Source organism: Pseudomonas sp. ADAK18, from assembly GCF_012935695.1.
Classification (GTDB): Bacteria; Pseudomonadota; Gammaproteobacteria; order Pseudomonadales; family Pseudomonadaceae; genus Aquipseudomonas.
In genome coordinates, this window is record NZ_CP052859.1 from 5,270,449 (window position 1) to 5,288,832 (window position 18,384).

The 18,384-nt window shown below is 59.7% G+C and carries 17 protein-coding genes; 6 read left to right on the top strand and 11 right to left on the bottom strand.

What is annotated here, in order from left to right; all coding sequences use genetic code 11:
• Positions 1-31: 31 nt before the first annotated feature.
• Together ptsP and HKK55_RS23945 are read right to left on the bottom strand one after the other, a co-directional pair.
• Positions 32-2,311, bottom strand: coding sequence for a phosphoenolpyruvate--protein phosphotransferase (ptsP, locus tag HKK55_RS23940; protein ID WP_169356867.1), 2,280 nt, complete (start codon positions 2,309-2,311; stop codon positions 32-34).
• A 22-nt stretch (positions 2,312-2,333) separates the two neighbouring features.
• Positions 2,334-2,813 carry an RNA pyrophosphohydrolase gene (locus tag HKK55_RS23945; protein WP_053128161.1) on the bottom strand — a complete coding sequence of 160 codons (480 nt, stop codon included), beginning with the start codon at positions 2,811-2,813 and terminating at the stop codon, positions 2,334-2,336.
• Positions 2,814-2,956: 143 nt separating this feature from the next.
• Between HKK55_RS23945 and HKK55_RS23950 the strand changes: the two genes are divergently transcribed.
• Complete coding sequence (locus HKK55_RS23950) at positions 2,957-3,613, top strand: HAD family phosphatase (protein ID WP_169356868.1); 657 nt, start codon at positions 2,957-2,959, stop codon at positions 3,611-3,613.
• Positions 3,614-3,764: 151 nt separating this feature from the next.
• On the opposite strand, the gene HKK55_RS23955 is transcribed toward HKK55_RS23950, so the two are convergent.
• Complete coding sequence (locus tag HKK55_RS23955; RefSeq protein WP_169356869.1) at positions 3,765-4,178, bottom strand: DUF2269 family protein; 414 nt, start codon at positions 4,176-4,178, stop codon at positions 3,765-3,767.
• Between the two features lie 40 nt (positions 4,179-4,218).
• Entirely contained in the window at positions 4,219-5,733 is a 1,515-nt protein-coding gene (gene ilvA / locus HKK55_RS23960; protein WP_169356870.1) for a threonine ammonia-lyase, biosynthetic, read from the bottom strand.
• 136 nt (positions 5,734-5,869) lie between these two features.
• On the opposite strand from ilvA, the gene rpiA reads away from it, so the two are divergent.
• Positions 5,870-6,541 (top strand): ribose-5-phosphate isomerase RpiA, encoded by a 672-nt coding sequence (gene rpiA / locus HKK55_RS23965; protein ID WP_169356871.1) that lies wholly within the window; start codon positions 5,870-5,872, stop codon positions 6,539-6,541.
• A gap of 335 nt (positions 6,542-6,876) precedes the next feature.
• Positions 6,877-8,829: an autotransporter domain-containing protein gene (locus HKK55_RS23970; RefSeq protein ID WP_169356872.1), complete on the top strand. Its 1,953-nt coding sequence runs from the start codon at positions 6,877-6,879 to the stop codon at positions 8,827-8,829.
• 176 nt (positions 8,830-9,005) lie between these two features.
• On the opposite strand, the gene HKK55_RS23975 is transcribed toward HKK55_RS23970, so the two are convergent.
• From HKK55_RS23975 to HKK55_RS23990, 4 genes are all read right to left on the bottom strand, one after another.
• Complete coding sequence (locus HKK55_RS23975) at positions 9,006-9,920, bottom strand: SdiA-regulated domain-containing protein (protein ID WP_169356873.1); 915 nt, start codon at positions 9,918-9,920, stop codon at positions 9,006-9,008.
• 117 nt (positions 9,921-10,037) lie between these two features.
• Complete coding sequence (locus tag HKK55_RS23980; protein ID WP_169356874.1) at positions 10,038-10,967, bottom strand: SdiA-regulated domain-containing protein; 930 nt, start codon at positions 10,965-10,967, stop codon at positions 10,038-10,040.
• 237 nt (positions 10,968-11,204) lie between these two features.
• Positions 11,205-11,870 (bottom strand): fumarylacetoacetate hydrolase family protein, encoded by a 666-nt coding sequence (locus HKK55_RS23985; protein ID WP_169356875.1) that lies wholly within the window; start codon positions 11,868-11,870, stop codon positions 11,205-11,207.
• A gap of 24 nt (positions 11,871-11,894) precedes the next feature.
• Positions 11,895-13,289, bottom strand: coding sequence for an FAD-binding oxidoreductase (locus HKK55_RS23990; RefSeq protein WP_169356876.1), 1,395 nt, complete (start codon positions 13,287-13,289; stop codon positions 11,895-11,897).
• A 225-nt stretch (positions 13,290-13,514) separates the two neighbouring features.
• Here HKK55_RS23990 and serA point away from each other — a divergent pair, with 225 nt between their 5' ends.
• The gene (serA, locus tag HKK55_RS23995) at positions 13,515-14,744 is read left to right on the top strand and encodes a phosphoglycerate dehydrogenase (RefSeq protein WP_155583663.1); all 1,230 of its coding nucleotides are present in this window, start codon (positions 13,515-13,517) and stop codon (positions 14,742-14,744) included.
• 63 nt (positions 14,745-14,807) lie between these two features.
• Here serA and HKK55_RS24000 read toward each other — a convergent pair whose 3' ends face one another.
• Positions 14,808-15,248, bottom strand: a complete 441-nt coding sequence (locus HKK55_RS24000; RefSeq protein ID WP_169356877.1) for a DUF4399 domain-containing protein — start codon at positions 15,246-15,248, stop codon at positions 14,808-14,810.
• Between the two features lie 135 nt (positions 15,249-15,383).
• Between HKK55_RS24000 and HKK55_RS24005 the strand changes: the two genes are divergently transcribed.
• Positions 15,384-16,163: a transporter substrate-binding domain-containing protein gene (locus HKK55_RS24005; protein ID WP_169356878.1), complete on the top strand. Its 780-nt coding sequence runs from the start codon at positions 15,384-15,386 to the stop codon at positions 16,161-16,163.
• 106 nt (positions 16,164-16,269) lie between these two features.
• On the opposite strand, the gene HKK55_RS24010 is transcribed toward HKK55_RS24005, so the two are convergent.
• Positions 16,270-16,764, bottom strand: a complete 495-nt coding sequence (locus tag HKK55_RS24010; RefSeq protein ID WP_169356879.1) for a DUF523 domain-containing protein — start codon at positions 16,762-16,764, stop codon at positions 16,270-16,272.
• Positions 16,765-16,766: 2 nt separating this feature from the next.
• The gene (locus HKK55_RS24015; RefSeq protein WP_169357942.1) at positions 16,767-17,399 is read right to left on the bottom strand and encodes a 2OG-Fe(II) oxygenase; all 633 of its coding nucleotides are present in this window, start codon (positions 17,397-17,399) and stop codon (positions 16,767-16,769) included.
• Between the two features lie 131 nt (positions 17,400-17,530).
• On the opposite strand from HKK55_RS24015, the gene HKK55_RS24020 reads away from it, so the two are divergent.
• The gene (locus HKK55_RS24020) at positions 17,531-18,283 is read left to right on the top strand and encodes a DUF2059 domain-containing protein (protein ID WP_169356880.1); all 753 of its coding nucleotides are present in this window, start codon (positions 17,531-17,533) and stop codon (positions 18,281-18,283) included.
• The last annotated feature ends 101 nt before the right edge of the window (positions 18,284-18,384 follow it).

Sequence of the window (18,384 nt, forward strand, 5' to 3'; positions counted from 1 at the left end):
CCCTCGCCACAAAAGCCCCTCGCCATAGGGTTTAGAGGGTCTTCGCCGAAGCCGGATTGATCATCCGCGCCAACCCAAGGTTTTTCAGCGCCAATTGCAGCGAGCTGTGGATAACTTGCGGGTTGTCGATGGTCATCAACTCCGCCAGCAGCTCCTTGGCCCGGCTCAGGTTGATCTGGCGCAGCATCCATTTCACTTTCGGCAAGTTGGTGGCGTTCATTGACAGGCTGTCAAAGCCCATCGCCATCAACAGCACCGCCGCCGCCGGGTCACCGGCCATTTCACCGCAGATACTCACCGGCTTGCCTTCGGCATGGGCGTCACGCACCACGTTCTGCAAGGCTTGCAGCACCGCCGGGTGCAGGTAGTCGTAAAGGTCGGCCACCCGTGGGTTGTTACGGTCCACGGCCAGCAGGTACTGGGTCAGGTCGTTGGAGCCGACGGAAAGGAAGTCCACCTGCCGCGCCAGTTCCTTGGCCTGGTACACCGCCGCCGGGATTTCGATCATCACACCAATCGGCGGCATCGGCACGTCGGCGCCTTCGTCGCGCACTTCGCCCCAGGCCCGGTGGATCAGGTGCAGGGCTTCTTCCAGCTCGTGAGTGCCGGAGATCATGGGAAGCAGGATGCGCAGGTTGTTCAGGCCTTCGCTGGCCTTGAGCATGGCGCGGGTCTGGACGAGGAAAATTTCAGGGTGATCGAGGGTGACACGAATACCGCGCCAGCCAAGGAAGGGGTTGTCTTCCTTGATGGGGAAATATGACAGTGACTTGTCGCCGCCAATGTCCAGGCTGCGCATGGTCACCGGTAACGGATGGAAGGCGGACAGTTGCTCGCGATAAATCGCCAGCTGCTCCTTCTCACTCGGAAAACGCTGGTTGATCATGAACGGCACTTCAGTGCGGTACAGCCCCACCCCTTCCGCGCCGCGCTGTTGCGCTCGAGCCACATCCGCCAGCAGGCCGGTGTTGACCAGCAGCGGTACACGGTGACCATCAAGGGTCACGCACGGCAACTCGCGCAGGGCGTCGAGGCCCTGGGACAGCTGGCGTTCTTCTTCCACCACTTCGGCGTACTGCTTGCGCAGCACTTCGCTGGGGTTGGTGTAGACCTCACCGTGGTAGCCGTCGACGATCATTTCGATGCCGTCGACCTTGGAATACGGCAGGTCCACCAGGCCCATCACCGTCGGAATGCCCATGGCCCGGGCCAGGATCGCGACGTGGGAGTTGCCGGAGCCCAATACCGAGACCAGGCCCACCAGTTTGCCTTCCGGCACTTCGCCGAGCATGGTGGCGGTCAGTTCTTCACTGATCAGAATGGTGTTGTCGGGGTAGACCAGCGTGGTGGAGCGCTCTTCCTGCAGGTAGGCCAGCAGACGGCGACCGAGGTCCTTCACGTCCGAGGCGCGCTCGCGCAGGTAGGCGTCGTCCATCAATTCGAAACGGTTGACGTGATCGGTGACCACCTGGCGCAAGGCGCCCTGGGCCCACTGGCCGGTCTTGATCACGTCCTTGACTTCGCTGCCCAGAGACGCGTCGTCGAGCATCATCAGGTAGACGTCGAACAGCGCACGCTCTTCGGGCCGCAGCTGGGTGGCGAGCTTGGTCGACAACGTACGCATATCATTGCGCACGCCTTCGAGGGCGGTCTTGAACAGTTTGATTTCGGCGTCGATGTCGGTGATGGTCTTGTCCGGCACCACATCGAGATCGGCAGCCGGCAGCATGACCACCGCCGTACCGACAGCAGCCCCGGGTGAACCGGGTACGCCGACAAATTTGGCTTCCTGAATGCCCTTGCCCTGGCGACCCAGGCCGCGAATCGAGCCCGTTGCCTCGGCGTGGGCGATAACCCCGGCTAATTGCGCGCTCATCGTCACGAGGAAGGCTTCTTCACCTTCGTCGAACTGGCGGCGCTCTTTCTGCTGGATGACCAACACGCCGACAACGCGGCGGTGGTGAATGATCGGCGCACCGAGGAACGAGGCGTAACGCTCTTCGCCGGTTTCGGCAAAGTAGCGATAACGCGGGTGATCGGCGGCATTTTCGAGGTTCAGGGGTTCTTCACGCGTCCCCACCAGGCCCACCAGACCTTCATTGGGCGCCATGCTGACCTTGCCGATGGAGCGCTTGTTCAAGCCCTCCGTCGCCATCAGCACAAAACGGTTGGTCTCGGGGTCCAGCAGGTAAACCGAGCAGACCTGGCTGCCCATGGCTTCCTTGACGCGCAACACAATAATCCCCAACGCCGCCTTGAGATCCTTGGCGGAGTTAACTTCCTGGACGATCTTGCGCAGCGTATTGAGCATGGCTCGGGGTCGAACTCCGTCGTCAGTCGCGCGATAAAAGGCGCGGGGCAAGCTCTTTAAGAGCGCGACGATAAACTTCGCGCTTGAATGTCACCACCTGGCCCAACGGATACCAATAACTGACCCAACGCCAGCCATCGAATTCCGGTTTACCGGTCAAATCCATCCGCACCCGCTGCTCATTGGAGATCAGGCGCAGGAGAAACCATTTCTGTTTCTGGCCGATACACAGCGGTTGGCTGTGGGTACGCACCAGACGTTGCGGCAAACGATAGCGCAACCAGCCTCGGGTGCAGGCGAGAATTTGCACATCTTCGCGTTCAAGGCCTACTTCTTCGTTCAACTCGCGGTACAAGGCATCTTCAGGGGTTTCGTCGGGGTTGATTCCACCTTGAGGAAACTGCCAGGCATCTTGGTTGATACGGCGAGCCCATAGCACCTGTCCGGCATCATTCGTAAGAATAATCCCGACATTAGGACGGAAACCATCGGGGTCGATCACGGCAACAACCTCGCAAACGCATGTCGCCGCATTGTTCCACAAAGGTTGTTCCAGCGGCAACGAGGCTGCTTACCTTATGTGCACTCTTGTGAAAAGACCGTATTCTGGACGCCTTTTTACAGACTTTTCAGCGAGTAACTGCAATGCGCCTGGCTTTATTCGACTTGGACAACACACTCTTGGGCGGCGACAGCGACCACGCCTGGGGCGATTACCTGTGTGAACGCGGGATTCTCGACGCGGTGGCCTACAAGGCCCGTAACGACGAGTTCTACCAGGATTACCTGGCGGGCAAGCTGGATAACGCCGAGTACCTGAACTTTTGCCTGGAAATCCTCGGCCGTACCGAGATGGCTCAGTTGGGCGAGTGGCACCGTGACTACATGCGCGACTGCATCGAGCCGATCATGTTGCCTCAGGCCGTTGAGTTATTGGCCAAACACCGGGCTGCCGGTGACAAGCTGGTCATCATCACCGCCACCAATCGTTTCGTCACCGCGCCGATTGCCGAGCGTTTGGGGGTTGAAACCCTGATCGCTACGGAATGCGAAATGGCCGATGGCCGTTACACCGGACGCAGCACTGACATTCCGTGCTTTCGCGAGGGCAAGGTGACGCGGTTGAATCGGTGGTTGGAAGAGACCGGGTATAACCTGGAAGACAGCTATTTCTATAGCGACTCAATGAATGACCTGCCGTTGCTGGAGCAGGTGACGCATGCGGTGGCGGTAGATCCGGATCCGAATTTGCGGGCTGAGGCCCAGAAGCGTGGCTGGCCGGTGATTAGCCTGCGCGGCTGATAACCCTGTGGCGAGCGGGCTTGCCCGCGTTGGGCTGCGTAGCAGCCCCAATCAAGGACACTGAGCTCTCTCAGACAGAATGAGGCGGCTGGTTTTAGGGCTGCTTCGCAGCCCAACCCGGGCAAGCCCGCTCGCCACAAGATCTAAAACCTTAGACCGGCTTAGCGCCCATCAATCCGGCAATCGCGACAAACCCCACCAGGCTGACTACCGCCAGTGCCAAGGTGAAGTTCAGACTCCCCGAACCGCCCAACCGCAGGCGATTCAACCGCGCCACCAACCAGAACCAGCTCAGCGCTGCCACGGTGTAGATCACGCTGGAGCCCAGGATCCAGGTCTGCCCCAGCGGCCAGCCGATCAAATGCACCAGCCACCAGCCGGTGAACGGCATGCTCACCACGCAGATCCCCATCAACAGCCAGACAAACGCCCACGGGCGTTGCACGGTGTAGGCCGGGCCTGCGCTGCGTTTACGCCAGGCCAGCACGGCGAGCGCCAGGCCGCTGAGCAGCAGCAATACCGTGGCCGCAATGTGGATCACTTTGAGGGTTGTCAGCGTTTCCATGTTCTCGATTCCTTAAAGGCCGCCCAGTCAGCGTAGTCGCTCAACCGAGGAACAGTTGATAGGCCGGGTTATCACTTTCATCCCAATACGGGTAGCCGATTTCTGCCAGCGCCGCGGGTACCAGATGACGCTCGTCGGCCGGCACCTGCAGCCCGGCCACCACACGACCGTCGGCTGCGCCGTGGTTGCGGTAGTGAAACATCGAGATGTTCCAGCGTCCGCCCAACTTATTGAGAAAGTTGAACAACGCGCCGGGACGCTCCGGAAACTCGAAGCGAAACACTACTTCATCACTGACCCGCGCCGCATGGCCGCCGACCATATGACGGATGTGCAGCTTGGCCAGTTCATTTTCCGTCAAATCCAGCACCGGGAAACCTTGGCTGGTGAGGCTGGCGATCAATGCGCTGCGCGGATCGTTTTCCGGATGGGTCTGCACGCCGACGAAAATGTGCGCTTCGCTCCCCGAGTGATAGCGGTAGTTGAATTCGGTGATCTGGCGCTTGCCCACCGCCTCACAGAAGGCCTTGAAGCTGCCCGGCTGCTCAGGGATGGTCACGGCGATGATGGCTTCGCGGCCTTCACCCAGTTCGGCGCGCTCGGCCACATGGCGCAGGCGGTCGAAGTTGACGTTGGCACCGGAGTCGATGGCCACCAGGGTTTGCCCGGTGACGCCACGGGTTTCCACGTACTTCTTGATCCCGGCCACGCCGAGGGCACCGGCCGGCTCGGTGATAGAGCGTGTGTCGTCGTAGATGTCCTTGATCGCCGCGCAGATTTCATCGGTGCTGACGGTGATCACTTCATCCACATAGTCCTTGCAGATGTCGAAGGTGTGCTGGCCGATCTGCGCCACCGCCACACCGTCGGCGAAGATGCCCACGGTCGGCAATACCACGCGCTCACCGGCGGCCATGGCGGCTTGCAGGCAATTGGAGTCGTCCGGCTCGACGCCGATGATCTTGATCTCCGGGCGCAGGTACTTCACGTAGGCTGCAATGCCAGCGATCAAACCGCCGCCGCCCACCGGGACAAAAATCGCGTCCAGTGGACCCGGATGCTGGCGCAGAATCTCCATCGCCACGGTGCCCTGCCCGGCAATGGTGTGCGGATCATCGTAAGGGTGAATGTAGACGTAGCCTTTTTCATCGACCAGCTTCAGCGAATACGCCAAGGCTTCGGGGAAAGAGTCCCCGTGCAGCACCACTTTGCCGCCACGGGAACGCACGCCTTCAACCTTGATCTCCGGGGTGGTCTTGGGCATCACGATGGTGGCCTTGACCCCCAGCACCTTGGCCGCCAGGGCCAGGCCCTGGGCATGGTTGCCCGCCGAGGCGGTGACCACGCCACGCGCGCGTTCTTCGGCCGTCAGTTGGGTCAGCTTGTTATAAGCGCCACGGATCTTGAAGGAGAACACCGGCTGCAAGTCTTCGCGCTTGAGCCAGACCTTGTTGCCCAGACGCTCGGAGAGCTGGCGAGCGGTCTGCAATGGGGTTTCTACGGCAACGTCATAAACGCGCGAGGTGAGGATCTTTTTGACGTACTGTTCGAGCATCGGAAAGCATCACTGGGCGGGTTGGGCAGGGCCAAGGAGTCTAACCCAGCGTTTGGCCGGGCGACCACACGAAAACAGAGGTTTTGTTGGGTTATACTCGCGCCCCTCTTTACTCCCCGCCCGTTCCGGAGCCCGCATGACCCAGGATCAACTCAAACAGGCAGTGGCCCAGGCCGCCGTCGATTTAATCCTTCCTAAACTCGACGATAAAAGCATCGTCGGTGTCGGCACCGGCTCCACCGCCAACTGCTTTATCGATGCGCTGGCCCTGCACAAGGGCGCGTTCGACGGCGCGGTTGCCAGTTCCGAAGCCACTGCCGCACGGCTCAAGGGTCATGGCATTCCGGTGTATGAGCTCAACACCGTGAGCGACCTGGAGTTCTACATCGACGGCGCCGATGAAAGCGACGAGCACCTGAACCTGATCAAGGGCGGCGGTGCAGCCCTGACCCGCGAAAAGATCGTCGCGGCTGTGGCCAAGACCTTTATCTGCATTGCCGACGCCAGCAAGCTGGTGCCAGTGCTCGGCGCGTTCCCGCTGCCGGTGGAAGTGATCCCGATGGCCCGCAGCCACGTGGCCCGCGAGTTGGTGAAACTGGGCGGCGACCCGGTGTACCGCGAGGGCGTGCTGACCGATAACGGCAACATCATTATTGATGTGTTCAACATGCAGATCACCAACCCGGTGGAGTTGGAGCGTCAGATCAATGCCATAGTGGGCGTGGTCACCAATGGTTTGTTTGCGGCGCGTCCTGCGGATGTGTTGCTGCTGGGTACCGCTGACGGTGTGAAAACCCTCAAGGCTTAAATTGCACCCTGCTTTATGTAGGAGCCGGGCTTGCCCGCGAATGCAGCAGCTACAACCGCATTCGCAGGCAAGCCAGCTCCCACATTTGACCGAGTTCTACTCGATGCATATGTAACAAAAACGCTACTTTTCGCAGCACTCAGGCCCACGCTCGCCCGAAACTGCGCATTCCATCACGGCATCCCTCGCCGCCTTTAGTATCAAATTCGTTACAAATTACAGCCAAGCGACCCCAGCGTTTAACAATGCGCCAATTCGCGCTCGCCCAAGGAATGAGGCGCGCATTGTGCAGACGGTCTCGGCTTTCCAATCCCAATCACCTCAAGGACGACCTTGTGATCAAGCCTCTAGCGCTCGCTATCAGCGTGGCCAGTGCCCTGCTGTCGACTCAGATTTTGGCCTACGATTACGGCCAACACGCCAACACCACCCTGGAAAAGCTGATCAATGACTACCCCGGCCGTTATCGCGGCACGGCTAATTTCGCTGGCGCCGCCGATTGGATGCAGAGCCAGATGGGCAACGCCTACAGCATCAGCCGCCAGGATTTTTCCTGGACAGCCGGCGGCACCAATCGCGCCTCGCAAAACGTAGTCGCCTACGCCGCCGGCACCAAGGCGCAGTACGTGGTGATCGGCGCGCACTTTGATACCTTCTTTGGTCGCCCGACCCTGCAAGGCCTGGATGACAACGGCTCCGGCGCCAGCGTACTGACAGAAGTGGCAAAGAACCTGGGTGGACTGCAACTGGAAAACGGCCTGCAAATCGTCGGTTTTGGCGCCGAAGAAGAAGGCCTGCGCGGCTCCAAGGCCTTCGTCAATTCACTGAGTGCCAGCCAGCGGGCCAACATGCTGGCGATGATCAACCTCGACAGCCTGATCACCGGCGACATGATGTACGCCCACGCCGGCCAAAACAGCACCGCCAACCCGGCCCTGGCCTCATTGCGCGAGCACACGTTCCAGATTGCCAAGGAATTGAACATCAACCTGTTCACCAACCCCGGCCTCGACCCGAAGTACCCCAAGGGCACTGGCTGCTGCAGCGACGGCGAGCCCTTCGAGCCGCTCAACATCCCGATCCTCTATGTCGAAGCCACCAACTGGGAGCTGGGGGATCTGGACGGTTACACCCAGACCGACAACCCGAAAATCCCCGGTGGCTCGACCTGGCACGACCCCAAGGAAGACAACAAGGCCGTACTGACCGATGCCTTCGGCCAAGAACGCATCGACCAGCGCCTGCGGGACTATTCGCGCCTGCTCAGCCGCTTGGTACTGGAACTGACCAACGCCGACTTGATGGCGTCCACCGCATCGGGCGGTGCGGTTGCACGCAATATGCAGGACAACCTGCAGCGTCAGCATCAGTCCATGGTGCGCCTGCACGACCGGCGCTGGCTGACCCTGCAAGCGGCCAGCCGCGAGGTGGGCAGCTTTGATGGCGAGATTGGCGTGGACGGCGAATACAATCCGGACAGCGGCTTCGACACCGCCCTCAATCCCGAAGCCCGGCGCTTGGGCCTACATGCCTTGGGTGACTACCAGCTCAACCCAAGCCTGAATATCGGCGCCAGCCTCAGCTACCTCAACGGTCGCGACAAGTTGGAACACCGCGGCAAACTAGACAGCGACACTTGGCAGGCTGCGGTGTACGCCCTGTTGAACGATGGCGGCCCAAGCTGGCTGGCCGGTGACCTGAGCATCGGCCACAGCAGCTTCGACTCCAAGCGCAATCTGGTGATCCAGGCCAACGGCGGTCCAGTGTTGCTCAACCAGCGCCTGACCGGAGAAACCGACGCACTGTCCCTTGGCGCACGAGTGCTGGGCGGCTATGACTTCGACTTCGGCGCCATCAAGAGCGGACCGTTTGCCGGGCTGGATTACAGCCACTACCGCATCGATAAATTCCACGAGAAGCAAAACCTGCGCACCGCCCTGGAGTACGAAGAACAATCCTTCGACTCCCTGGAAGCCAGCCTCGGATGGCGTGTGCGCGGCGCCGTCGCCCTGCCTTATGGCCTGAGCCTGATGCCCTACGGCGACATTGCCTGGGTCAAGGAACTGGCGGATGGCCGCTTGGACGATCTCGACCTGACCGCCCGTGCCGATGGCCAGGCGCGTACTGCCAAACTGGGTTCAGTGGACAAGAGCTTTGGCCGCGCGCAAATCGGCAGCCAATTGGCGATCACCCCGCAATTGGGGCTGTATGCCGAAGTGAACAGCCGACTGGGGCATGCCGAGGGCAGCCAGACCGGCTATTCCTTGGGCGTGCAGTGGATGTTCTGATCGAACCTCTTTGTGGCGAGGAGGCATGCCCCCGTTGGGCTGCGCAGCAGCCCTAAAACCTGGCGCTGAACTCTCTGAAAGAATGCGGCGATCTTGATGGGGCTGCTACGCAGCCCAACGCGGGCAAGCCCGCTCGCCACAACAAGCCCGCTTGCCACAGGTTTCGGTGTTCGTCTTTAGATTGCGGGCTTTTTGAAGACATAGAACAGGTTCGGCTCACTGACCAGATACAGCGTGCCATCGTTGTCCATCGCAATCCCTTCGGCCTGAGGCACACGCTTGCTCAGGCCGTGGCGCCCCTTGAGCAGGGACAAACTGCTCAAGGGACGACCGTCGATATCCAGCTCCAACACCAGGAACGACTCATCGGACAACGCCAGTAAATGGCCGCTGCGCTCATCGTATTGCAGGCTGGACAGGTCACGGACAAACAACCCGGCATCACGCTTGGGGTTATTGACGACGTGCACCGAGTAAGTCTTTTCCGGTTTGAAATGCGGAAAGCCGTGCACTTCGTAGATCAACATTGGGTCCCGTTCCTTGGCGACAAACAGGCGCTTGCCCACCGAGTCATAGGCCAGGCCTTCAAAACCTTTGTTGCCGCTCAGGTGCACGCCGAGGGTCATTTGTTCGGCATCGGCGATATCGAGGAACTGCGTGTCCTTCTCCAGATGGATCTTGATCAGCCGCTGCTCACGCTCATCACTGATGACATAGGTGTCCTCGCTGATGAACTCCACCGCTTCGGCATCGCCAAACCCGATCAGCGGGATACGCCGCAGAAGCTTTCCATCCAGGGACAGCTCGATCAGCTCGGCATTCTTGTTCGTCACGGTAAACAGGCTGTTGCGTACCGGGTCATAGGTCAGGGCCGAGACATCATCGTTGAGGCCATCGATGACCTGCGCTTCCAGCACAACGCGATAATCCGCCAGGCCAATGGAGCGTTCATCGGCTGGGTGGCGCCAGACTTGCCAATTGAACCAGGCACGTTCGAACAGACGAAATTGCTGCGCAACCACCCCGGCGGTAACCAGGGCGATCAACAGAAGAATAAAAAAGGCAGGTTTGGGACGGGCAAGTCGACGCATCAAGGGAGGCTCAAGGTAAAAACTGGCGAATGAATATCACACCCGTCTGAATTTAAACTTAAACGCTCCTAGTGTCTGGTCGATGCCGCAGACAGAGAACAATCTGACGTAATCGGTCTACTGCTTCTGCTTCTCGAAGCGATAGAACAGGTTCGGCTCACTGACCATGTACAACGTACCGCTCTCGTCCATGGTCACGCCTTCCGCGCGTGGGATGGTGTTTTTCAGGCCGTTGAAGCCGCCCAGCAGAACCATGAAGCTGACCTGCTGGCCTTTTTCATCCAGCTCCAGCAGCAGATGGGAATCGGCCGACAACGCCAGCATATGGCCGGTGCGCGGGTCGATACTCAGTGCGGAGAGATTGCGCATGTCCAGTTCGTCACTGGGCTGCTTTTGCTTGTCGCCGGTCAGTGTCTGGCTGCCGTCGCTTTTCCAGGTGAACAAGGCCGGTGGACGCTCTTCGCCCAACACCAACTGCTGGTTGCGCTTGTCCCAGGTAACAGCTTCAAAGGCTTTGTTCTGGTTCTTCGAAGGGCCAAGGTCGTAGGTGGGGAAATCGGCGAAGGTCAGTTGCTGGGTACTGGCGTCGACCTTGATCAGAGTCAGGGTATGCATGCGCTCATCGACAATGGCCATGACGCCATTCTCCATCACTGTCACGCCTTCCGGGTTGTTCCAGCCCACCAGCGGCATCTTGCGCAGCACGTCGCCTTGCAGGGTCAATTCCACCAGGAATGGATTCTTGCCCATGACCGAGAACAGGGTCTTGGTCTGGGGGTTGTAGGTCAGGTCCGAGGCTTCGTCCTTCTCCATGCCGGGCAGCAACTTGGCATCAATCACGGCACGGTAATCCGGAAGCCAGACACTCTCTTGGCGCTCTGCCGGTGTTTCGAAATGCTCCTCCACCCACAACACGCCACGATCGTCCCAATGCATCAACCAGGAAACACCATAGGTAATCACCCCGACGAGCAACAACCAGGAGTACCAACGCATGAAGAAACGTGAACGGCGAGCGGGCTTTGAGGTGGGAACGGGCACGGCCATTGGGAGAGCTTTCCAGAAAGTCAGCTATAGGGGATAGCACAGGATCAACAAGCCCGCGCGCAGGAGGCCGATGATTATCCGGGTGGCGTGTGAAAAAAATGCAAAAAGACCTCTACGGGTACACGCAAAACAATGTGCGGGCTTGCTCGCGAAAGCGGGGTGCCAGTCAAACATGCATCAACTGATCCACCGCTTTCGCGAGCAAGCCCGCTCCCACAGTTTGACCTCATTCGGCCTTTAGCGAACGCTGCTTTCGAAGCGGCTCACGCCCGGCAATTCCAACACCAGCTCATCACCCACATTCAGCGGCCCCACACCCACGGGCGTGCCGGTGAGGATCACATCACCGGCCTGCAGCGAAAAGCAGCCGGCCATGTGCTGGATCATCGGGATGATCGGGTTGAGCATGATCGCGCTGTTACCGTCCTGGCGCACTTCACCATTGATGGTGAGGCGAATGCCGATGTCGGTCAGGTCCGGGAAGGTGCTGCCCACCACGAAGGGGGCAATCACTGCCGCACCGTCGAAGGACTTGGCGATCTCCCACGGCAGGCCCTTGGCCTTGAGCTCGGCCTGCTTGTCACGCAGGGTCAAATCCAGGGCCGGGGCGAAACCGGAGATAGCATCCAGCACTTCTTCGCGGCTTGGCTTGGTGGACAGCGGCTTGCCGATCAACACGGCGATTTCTGCTTCGTAATGCACCGAACCGCGTTCGACCGGAATGGTGAAGCCACCTTCCAGCGCCACCACACAGCTGCCCGGCTTGATGAACAGCAGGGGTTCGGTGGGCACCGGATTGTCCAGTTCCTTGGCGTGTTCGGCGTAGTTGCGCCCAATACACACCACTTTTCCCAGGGGAAAGTGGATGTTGGTCCCGTCGACATACTTGTGCTGATAGCTCATTGACCGGCTCCTCTGGCGTGACCGTTAAACAGCGAAGATCTTGCCCGGGTTCATGATCCCGTTCGGGTCAAACACCGCCTTCACTGCCTTCATGTATTCAATTTCAACCGGGGAACGGCTGTAAGTCAGGTAATCGCGTTTGGTCATGCCCACGCCGTGCTCGGCGGAGATCGAGCCGTTGTACTTCTCGACGGTTTCGAATACCCACTTGTTGACGGTGGCGCATTTGGCGAAGAACTCGTCCTTGGACAGGCTATCCGGTTTGAGGATGTTCAAGTGCAGGTTGCCGTCACCGATGTGGCCGAACCAGACGATTTCGAAGTCCGGGTAGTATTCGCCGACGATCGCATCGATTTCCTTCAGGAAAGCCGGCACTTTCGACACGGTGACCGAAATGTCGTTCTTGTACGGGGTCCAGTGGGAAATGGTCTCGGAGATGTACTCACGCAGCTTCCACAGATTATGCAGCTGGGTTTCGCTCTGACTCATTACACCGTCCAGCACCCAGCCTTGCTCGACGCAGTGCTCAAAGGTTTCAAGGGCGTGGTTGGCCACTTCTTCGGTGGTCGCTTCAAATTCCAGCAGCGCGTAGAACGGGCATTCGGATTCAAACGGCGCCGGGACGTCGCCACGGGCGAGGACCTTGGCCAGGGCCTTGTCGGAGAAGAACTCGAAGGCGGTCAGATCCAGCTTGCTCTGGAAGGCGTGCAGCACCGGCATGATCGAGTCAAAGTCGGCGGTACCGAGGACCATCGCGGTGAGGTTTTTCGGCGCACGGTCCAGGCGCATGGTCGCTTCGACCACAAAGCCCAAGGTGCCTTCGGCGCCGATAAACAGTTGGCGCAGGTCGTAGCCGGTGGCGTTCTTGATCAGGTCTTTGTTCAGTTCAAGCAAGTCGCCCTTGCCAGTGACCACTTTCATGCCAGCCACCCAGTTGCGGGTCATGCCGTAGCGAATCACCTTGATCCCGCCCGCATTGGTGCCGATGTTGCCGCCAATCTGGCTGGAGCCGGACGAGGCGAAGTCCACCGGGTAGTACAGGCCTTTTTCTTCGGCCACGTTCTGCAATTGCTTGGTGACCACGCCCGGCTGGCACACGGCGGTGCGGTCGGTGAGGTTCACATCGAGAATCTGGTTCATGTAGTCGAACGACACCACCACTTCGCCATTGGCAGCAACGGCAGCGGCTGACAGACCGGTACGACCACCGGACGGCACCAGCGCCACCTTGTGTTCATTGGCCCAACGGACGATGGCCTGCACCTGTTCGATGGTCTTGGGGAAGACGATGGCGACGGGGGCCGGGGCGAAATGCTTGGTCCAATCCTTGCCGTAAGCATTCAGGGAGTCGGCATCGGTCAGGACCTTGCCTGGCTCAACCAGGGTCTTTAGCTCATCAATCAGGGCAGGATGGGTCATCGACAGAACTCTCGAACAATTCATGGTCATCCTGAGAACGCTTCACGTCGCAGGAATGGGTGTTTAGCGGGGCACGTATGCTAGCATACCGCCCCCGCAGGACAGAGCCCAAGGGCGTTCTGCGATGACGGCTTTCCTGCCGTCCGGGTCAGCTCTTGTGCACTGATTCAGGGCACTAACTGCTCGATTCCCTGCCATTTTTCTCCGGGATACAGGTTTACGCAGATGAGCAAGACTTCTCTCGATAAGAGCAAGATCAAGTTCCTTCTTCTGGAAGGCGTCCACCCATCGGCCGTCGACGTCCTGAAGGCCGCCGGGTACACCAGCATTGAGTACATCACCAGTTCTCTGCCGGAAGCCCAGCTCAAGGAAAAGATCGCCGACGCGCACTTTATCGGCATTCGCTCCCGCACTCAGCTGACCGAAGAAATCTTCGATCACGCCAAGAAGCTTGTTGCTGTAGGTTGTTTCTGCATCGGCACCAACCAGGTCGACCTCAATGCAGCGCGCGAGCGCGGCATCGCGGTGTTCAACGCACCGTACTCCAACACCCGTTCCGTCGCGGAGCTGGTGCTGGCGGAAGCGATCCTGCTGCTGCGCGGCATCCCTGAGAAGAACGCTTCCTGCCACCGTGGCGGCTGGATCAAGAGCGCGGCCAATTCCTTCGAAATCCGCGGCAAGAAGCTGGGTATCGTCGGTTACGGCTCGATCGGCACGCAATTGTCGGTATTGGCCGAAGGCCTGGGCATGCAGGTGTTCTTCTATGACACCCTGACCAAGCTGCCATTGGGTAACGCCACTCAAGTGGCCAGCCTGACCGAACTGCTGGGCATGTCGGATATCGTCACCCTGCACGTTCCTGAAACCGCTGAAACCCAGTGGATGATCGGCGAGAAGGAAATCCGCGCTATCAAGAAAGGCGGGATCCTGATCAACGCCGCTCGCGGTACCGTGGTCGAACTGGATGCCCTGGCCAACGCGATCAAGGACAAGCACCTGATCGGCGCCGCCATCGACGTGTTCCCAGTAGAGCCTCGCTCCAATGACGACATCTTCGAAAGCCCGCTGCGTGGCCTGGACAACGTGATCCTGACCCCGCACATCGGCGGTTCTACCGCTGAAGCCCAAGCCAACATCGGCCTGGAAGTGTCTGAAAAGCTGGTCAAGTACAGCGACAACGGTACGTCGGTGTCCTCGGTCAACTTCCCGGAAGTGGCGCTGCCGGCTCACCCTGGCAAGCACCGTCTGCTGCACATCCACCAGAACATTCCGGGTGTGATGATGGAGATCAACAAGGTCTTCGCGGAAAATGGCATCAACATTTCCGGTCAGTTCCTGCAGACCAACGAGAAAGTCGGCTACGTGGTGATCGACGTAGACGCCGAGTACTCGGACCTGGCGCAAGAGAAGTTGCAGCACATCAACGGCACTATCCGTAGCCGCGTGTTGTTCTAAGGTTTCAAGCGTCCATGAAAAAGGGAGCCCCTCGGGGCTCCCTTTTTTACGTCTGAACAAATCTTACTTGACGTTAACCGTGATGACTTTCGACGCTACAGTCGGGTTGAACTGCATGTGCAGCTTGTCCCCGGCCACCAATTGCAAGGTGTGCTTGCCTGGGGTGAGGGTCAATTCGGTTTCGGTCTGGGCCTTGCCGTAATGAATCACGGTGTCGGTGGCCGGGATTGGCACGCTGGCGTCCGGCAGCGCTTTCTGGTCTACCAGTAGGTGGTGGTGACCGGTGCCAGGAGTCTGGTCGGTGGCTGGCGCCAGCTTCAGGCCTTCCATGCCGAACTTCACGGTGAAGGTTTTATCGACCGTCGCGCCGTCTTTCGGCGAGACGATAAATACTTTGGCACCTTCCGGCGGAGCGCTGCGGGGGATACCGTCAGCGGCGGTTGCCAGCATCGAAGCACCCAGCAGCAGGCTGGCCAGGGTGACATGAGACAAAAAGGCTTTCATTCGCTTCTCCAGTTTTTCGGTGAAATCTGTAGGGTTATGACAACTTCACGACAAATTGCTGTCCAACGGCACACAACACCATAGCAAAGCGAGCCTGAACGGCACCTCGCTCATTAGAATTCTTTAGGAGTGACCATGCGGTTTCTGCCTGGCCTGTTACTTTTGCTTCCCCTTATGAGCCCCTTGGCTCACGCCGAATTGATCGACGATGTGTTTGATCGCGGTGAGTTGCGTATCGCCCTGGAAGCCAACACGCCGCCGTTCAACTTCAAGGAGGGCGACAAACTCACAGGCTTTGAAGTGGAACTGGGTGAGTTGCTGGCCAACGAGATGGACGTCCGCGCCTCCTTCGTCACCATCGATGGCGCCGACTTGCTGCCCGGGGTGGAAAGCGGCAGGTACGACGTGGCGATCAACCATATCGCTATGACTCCTGAACTGCAGGATCGGTTCGATTTCAGTGAGCCCTACAGCTACTCCAACGCGCAGTTGATTGTGCGCAAGCAAGAGAAACGCCCGCTGAGCAGCTTCGAAGCGCTCAAGGGCAAGGCATTGGGCGTGGCGCAAGGCAGCCAGTTTGTCGAGCAGGCACGCACCGCTGAGGGCGTGGACCTGCGCAGTTACCCCGATGCCAAACAGCCAATCAAGGACGTCGCCGACCAGCAGATTGATGCGGCCATCAGTGATCGCTTGCTGATTCCCTATGCGATTCGTGACAGCCAGCTACCGGTGAAAGAAGGGGCAGCGGTCGGTCCGACGTTGAGCCTGGCGATTCCGTTCCAGAAGGGTAATCCAGCGTTCAAGGCCAGCCTGGACAAGGCATTGCAGCGAGTGAAGGCCGATGGTCGGCTGACAGCGTTGTCGGAAAAGTGGTTGGGGATGGATGCGAGCAAGCCGGTGGCGAAGGCCCAGTAAGCGATTCGGTCAATGTGGGAGCTGGCTTGCCGGCGATGCAGACACCTCGGTGCGTCAGTCACACCGCAGTGATGCTATCGCAGGCAAGCCAGCTCCCACATTTGATCTAGGTCGGGTTTGAGAGCTGTGCCAAGGCAGTTGCCGCCTCGGGCAACTCCAGCTCACTGAACACCAACACCCCGTGGCGCTTGAGCAGCGCCGCCGTCACCCCTTCTCCGCTCACCTTCACCCCAGTGAACGTGCCGTCATAGGTCAACAGGTTGCCACACGACGGACTATTGGCCTTGAGCACGGCAATGCGGATGTTATGGCGCCGCACCAATGCCAACGCCTGACGGGCGCCATCGAGGAAGGCTTCGCTGAAATCTTCACCTTCAGCCGTCAGCACCTGTGCGCGGCCTTCCCAGACATCGATCCCCTGCCCGCCCGGAATCTCGGCAGGCGGTCGTGGCGTCGGCAAGCCACCGGCCACTTCCGGGCACACCGCGACTACTCGACCTTCGGCCAGCCACGCCGCCAGTTGGTCGAACGGCCCGCTGGCCCCGCCGTCGTAGCGCACCCGGTGCCCGAGCAGGCAACGACTGATCAGGATTTTTTCCATGATTAAAACGGCTCGTTACCCCGCCGGCGAAACCAACCCGTCAAGGACAGGCGTTCGCGGGTAGCGGGCAGGACTTCGTGGGGCACTTCCCCCGACAGGAACACCATCAGGCAACCGCCAGTGGGTACCACATCGTATTCAACGTTGTCTTTGAGGTACATACGCAACTGACCGCCGTGCTCAGGCAACCAGGCATCGTTCAGATAGACCACCGCCGAGACCATGCGCCGGTCGTCATCGCGAAAGCGGTCAACGTGCTTGAGGTAAAACGCCCCCTGCGGGTACATCGCGAAGTGGCTTTCGAAATCCTCCAGGCCCAGGAACAAGCCACGGTTCATCGCCAGCCGCAGGCTGTCCATCAGGTTGAGATAAGTGTCACAAATCGCCGCCTGGCCGGGCTCCAGCCACTGAATATGATCGCCCCGAATCCCCTCGCGAATCTCCTGGAACGGCCCGCGTCCGACAGCCGCCGGTGCCAATTCCCCTTCGGCGGCGCGTTTATGGCACTCAGCAGCCAGTTCGAGGGTCAGAGCCTCGGGCAGGAAGATGTTCTGCTGCGACCAGCCTTTCACGGCCAGGTCGTCGACGATGCTTAGCAGCAGCGGGTGATCGTAGGGTATTTGCATGGCGCGCATAGTATCCATACGCCTTTGAATCCGACAGAGCCGCCGAGCGTCTGAATACACTTTAGTCAGGTGACTGATAGGACTTCTCGACAAATCCTACGCCCGACACGGACAATAGTGGCCGACTGACAGGAGTCCATATGCGTCGTTTGTTTTTTTCCTTGCTGATGTTCTGCGTTTTGCCCGCCTGGGCAGACAGCCATGACCAGTTGTACACGGTCGCCGGCTGGCCAGAACAACGCGCGCATTTCAATGACGCCTTGAGTGCTGCCCAGCAACGCTATCGCAACAGTTTGCCGCCCGCCGTGTACCAAGCGTTGGTGGATAACAGCAGTAAACGCTTCGCGCCCAAGGCCATGGATCAGCGGGCCGAAGCCCAGTTGCGCAAGAACCTGGCGGACCCTGCGCCCGCCCTGGCGTTTTTCCAGACGCCTCTGGGTCGCAAGATTGTCGCCGCCGAACTGCTGGCGACCCGTCGTGATCAGTTGGCGAAAAATGCCCAAGGCCTGCCGCAGATGAAAGCGGACGCTACCCGCAGCCTGATCATCGGCCACCTGGCCCAGGCCCTGCCCGCCCGTGAAGCCGGTGCGGAAGTCAGCCTGGCGATTGCCGGTGTGGCGGCCGACAGCTTGAGCCAGATGATCCCGGGCCTGCTCGGGGGTGGGCAGGCACAAGGCATGTTGAATGGTCAGCGCGAGCGGCTGATGCAGCAGATCGGCAATGACTTGAACAACACGCTGCTGTACGTCTACCGAGATTTGTCCGACCCGGAGTTGGAAGAGTTCGCGACATTCGCCGAGTCGCCTGAGGGCAAGGCGTATTACCAGGCGGCGCTGGCGGCGATCCGTGCTGGCCTGGCCGTCGGGCAAAGCACTTCAAGCCTGGCGCCTTGATCACCTGATCACCTGATCACCTGATCACCTGTAGCCGCGGCCGAGGAATGAGGCTGCGATGCGTGTCCGCAGGACCGCCCTCGGGGGTCGCTTCGCAACCC

Excerpts from the sequence above, each read along its gene's own strand:
- HKK55_RS23950 (WP_169356868.1), top strand. The coding sequence starts at position 2,957 with ATGCGCCTGGCTTTATTCGACTTGGACAACACACTCTTGGGCGGCGAC.
- rpiA (WP_169356871.1), top strand. The coding sequence starts at position 5,870 with ATGACCCAGGATCAACTCAAACAGGCAGTGGCCCAGGCCGCCGTCGAT.
- HKK55_RS23980 (WP_169356874.1), bottom strand. The coding sequence starts at position 10,967 with ATGGCCGTGCCCGTTCCCACCTCAAAGCCCGCTCGCCGTTCACGTTTC.
- serA (WP_155583663.1), top strand. The coding sequence starts at position 13,515 with ATGAGCAAGACTTCTCTCGATAAGAGCAAGATCAAGTTCCTTCTTCTG.
- HKK55_RS23975 (WP_169356873.1), bottom strand. The coding sequence starts at position 9,920 with ATGCGTCGACTTGCCCGTCCCAAACCTGCCTTTTTTATTCTTCTGTTG.
- HKK55_RS23985 (WP_169356875.1), bottom strand. The coding sequence starts at position 11,870 with ATGAGCTATCAGCACAAGTATGTCGACGGGACCAACATCCACTTTCCC.
- HKK55_RS24000 (WP_169356877.1), bottom strand. The coding sequence starts at position 15,248 with ATGAAAGCCTTTTTGTCTCATGTCACCCTGGCCAGCCTGCTGCTGGGT.
- HKK55_RS24015 (WP_169357942.1), bottom strand. The coding sequence starts at position 17,399 with ATGCGCGCCATGCAAATACCCTACGATCACCCGCTGCTGCTAAGCATC.
- HKK55_RS24005 (WP_169356878.1), top strand. The coding sequence starts at position 15,384 with ATGCGGTTTCTGCCTGGCCTGTTACTTTTGCTTCCCCTTATGAGCCCC.
- HKK55_RS24020 (WP_169356880.1), top strand. The coding sequence starts at position 17,531 with ATGCGTCGTTTGTTTTTTTCCTTGCTGATGTTCTGCGTTTTGCCCGCC.
- HKK55_RS23990 (WP_169356876.1), bottom strand. The coding sequence starts at position 13,289 with ATGACCCATCCTGCCCTGATTGATGAGCTAAAGACCCTGGTTGAGCCA.
- HKK55_RS23955 (WP_169356869.1), bottom strand. The coding sequence starts at position 4,178 with ATGGAAACGCTGACAACCCTCAAAGTGATCCACATTGCGGCCACGGTA.
- ilvA (WP_169356870.1), bottom strand. The coding sequence starts at position 5,733 with ATGCTCGAACAGTACGTCAAAAAGATCCTCACCTCGCGCGTTTATGAC.
- ptsP (WP_169356867.1), bottom strand. The coding sequence starts at position 2,311 with ATGCTCAATACGCTGCGCAAGATCGTCCAGGAAGTTAACTCCGCCAAG.
- HKK55_RS24010 (WP_169356879.1), bottom strand. The coding sequence starts at position 16,764 with ATGGAAAAAATCCTGATCAGTCGTTGCCTGCTCGGGCACCGGGTGCGC.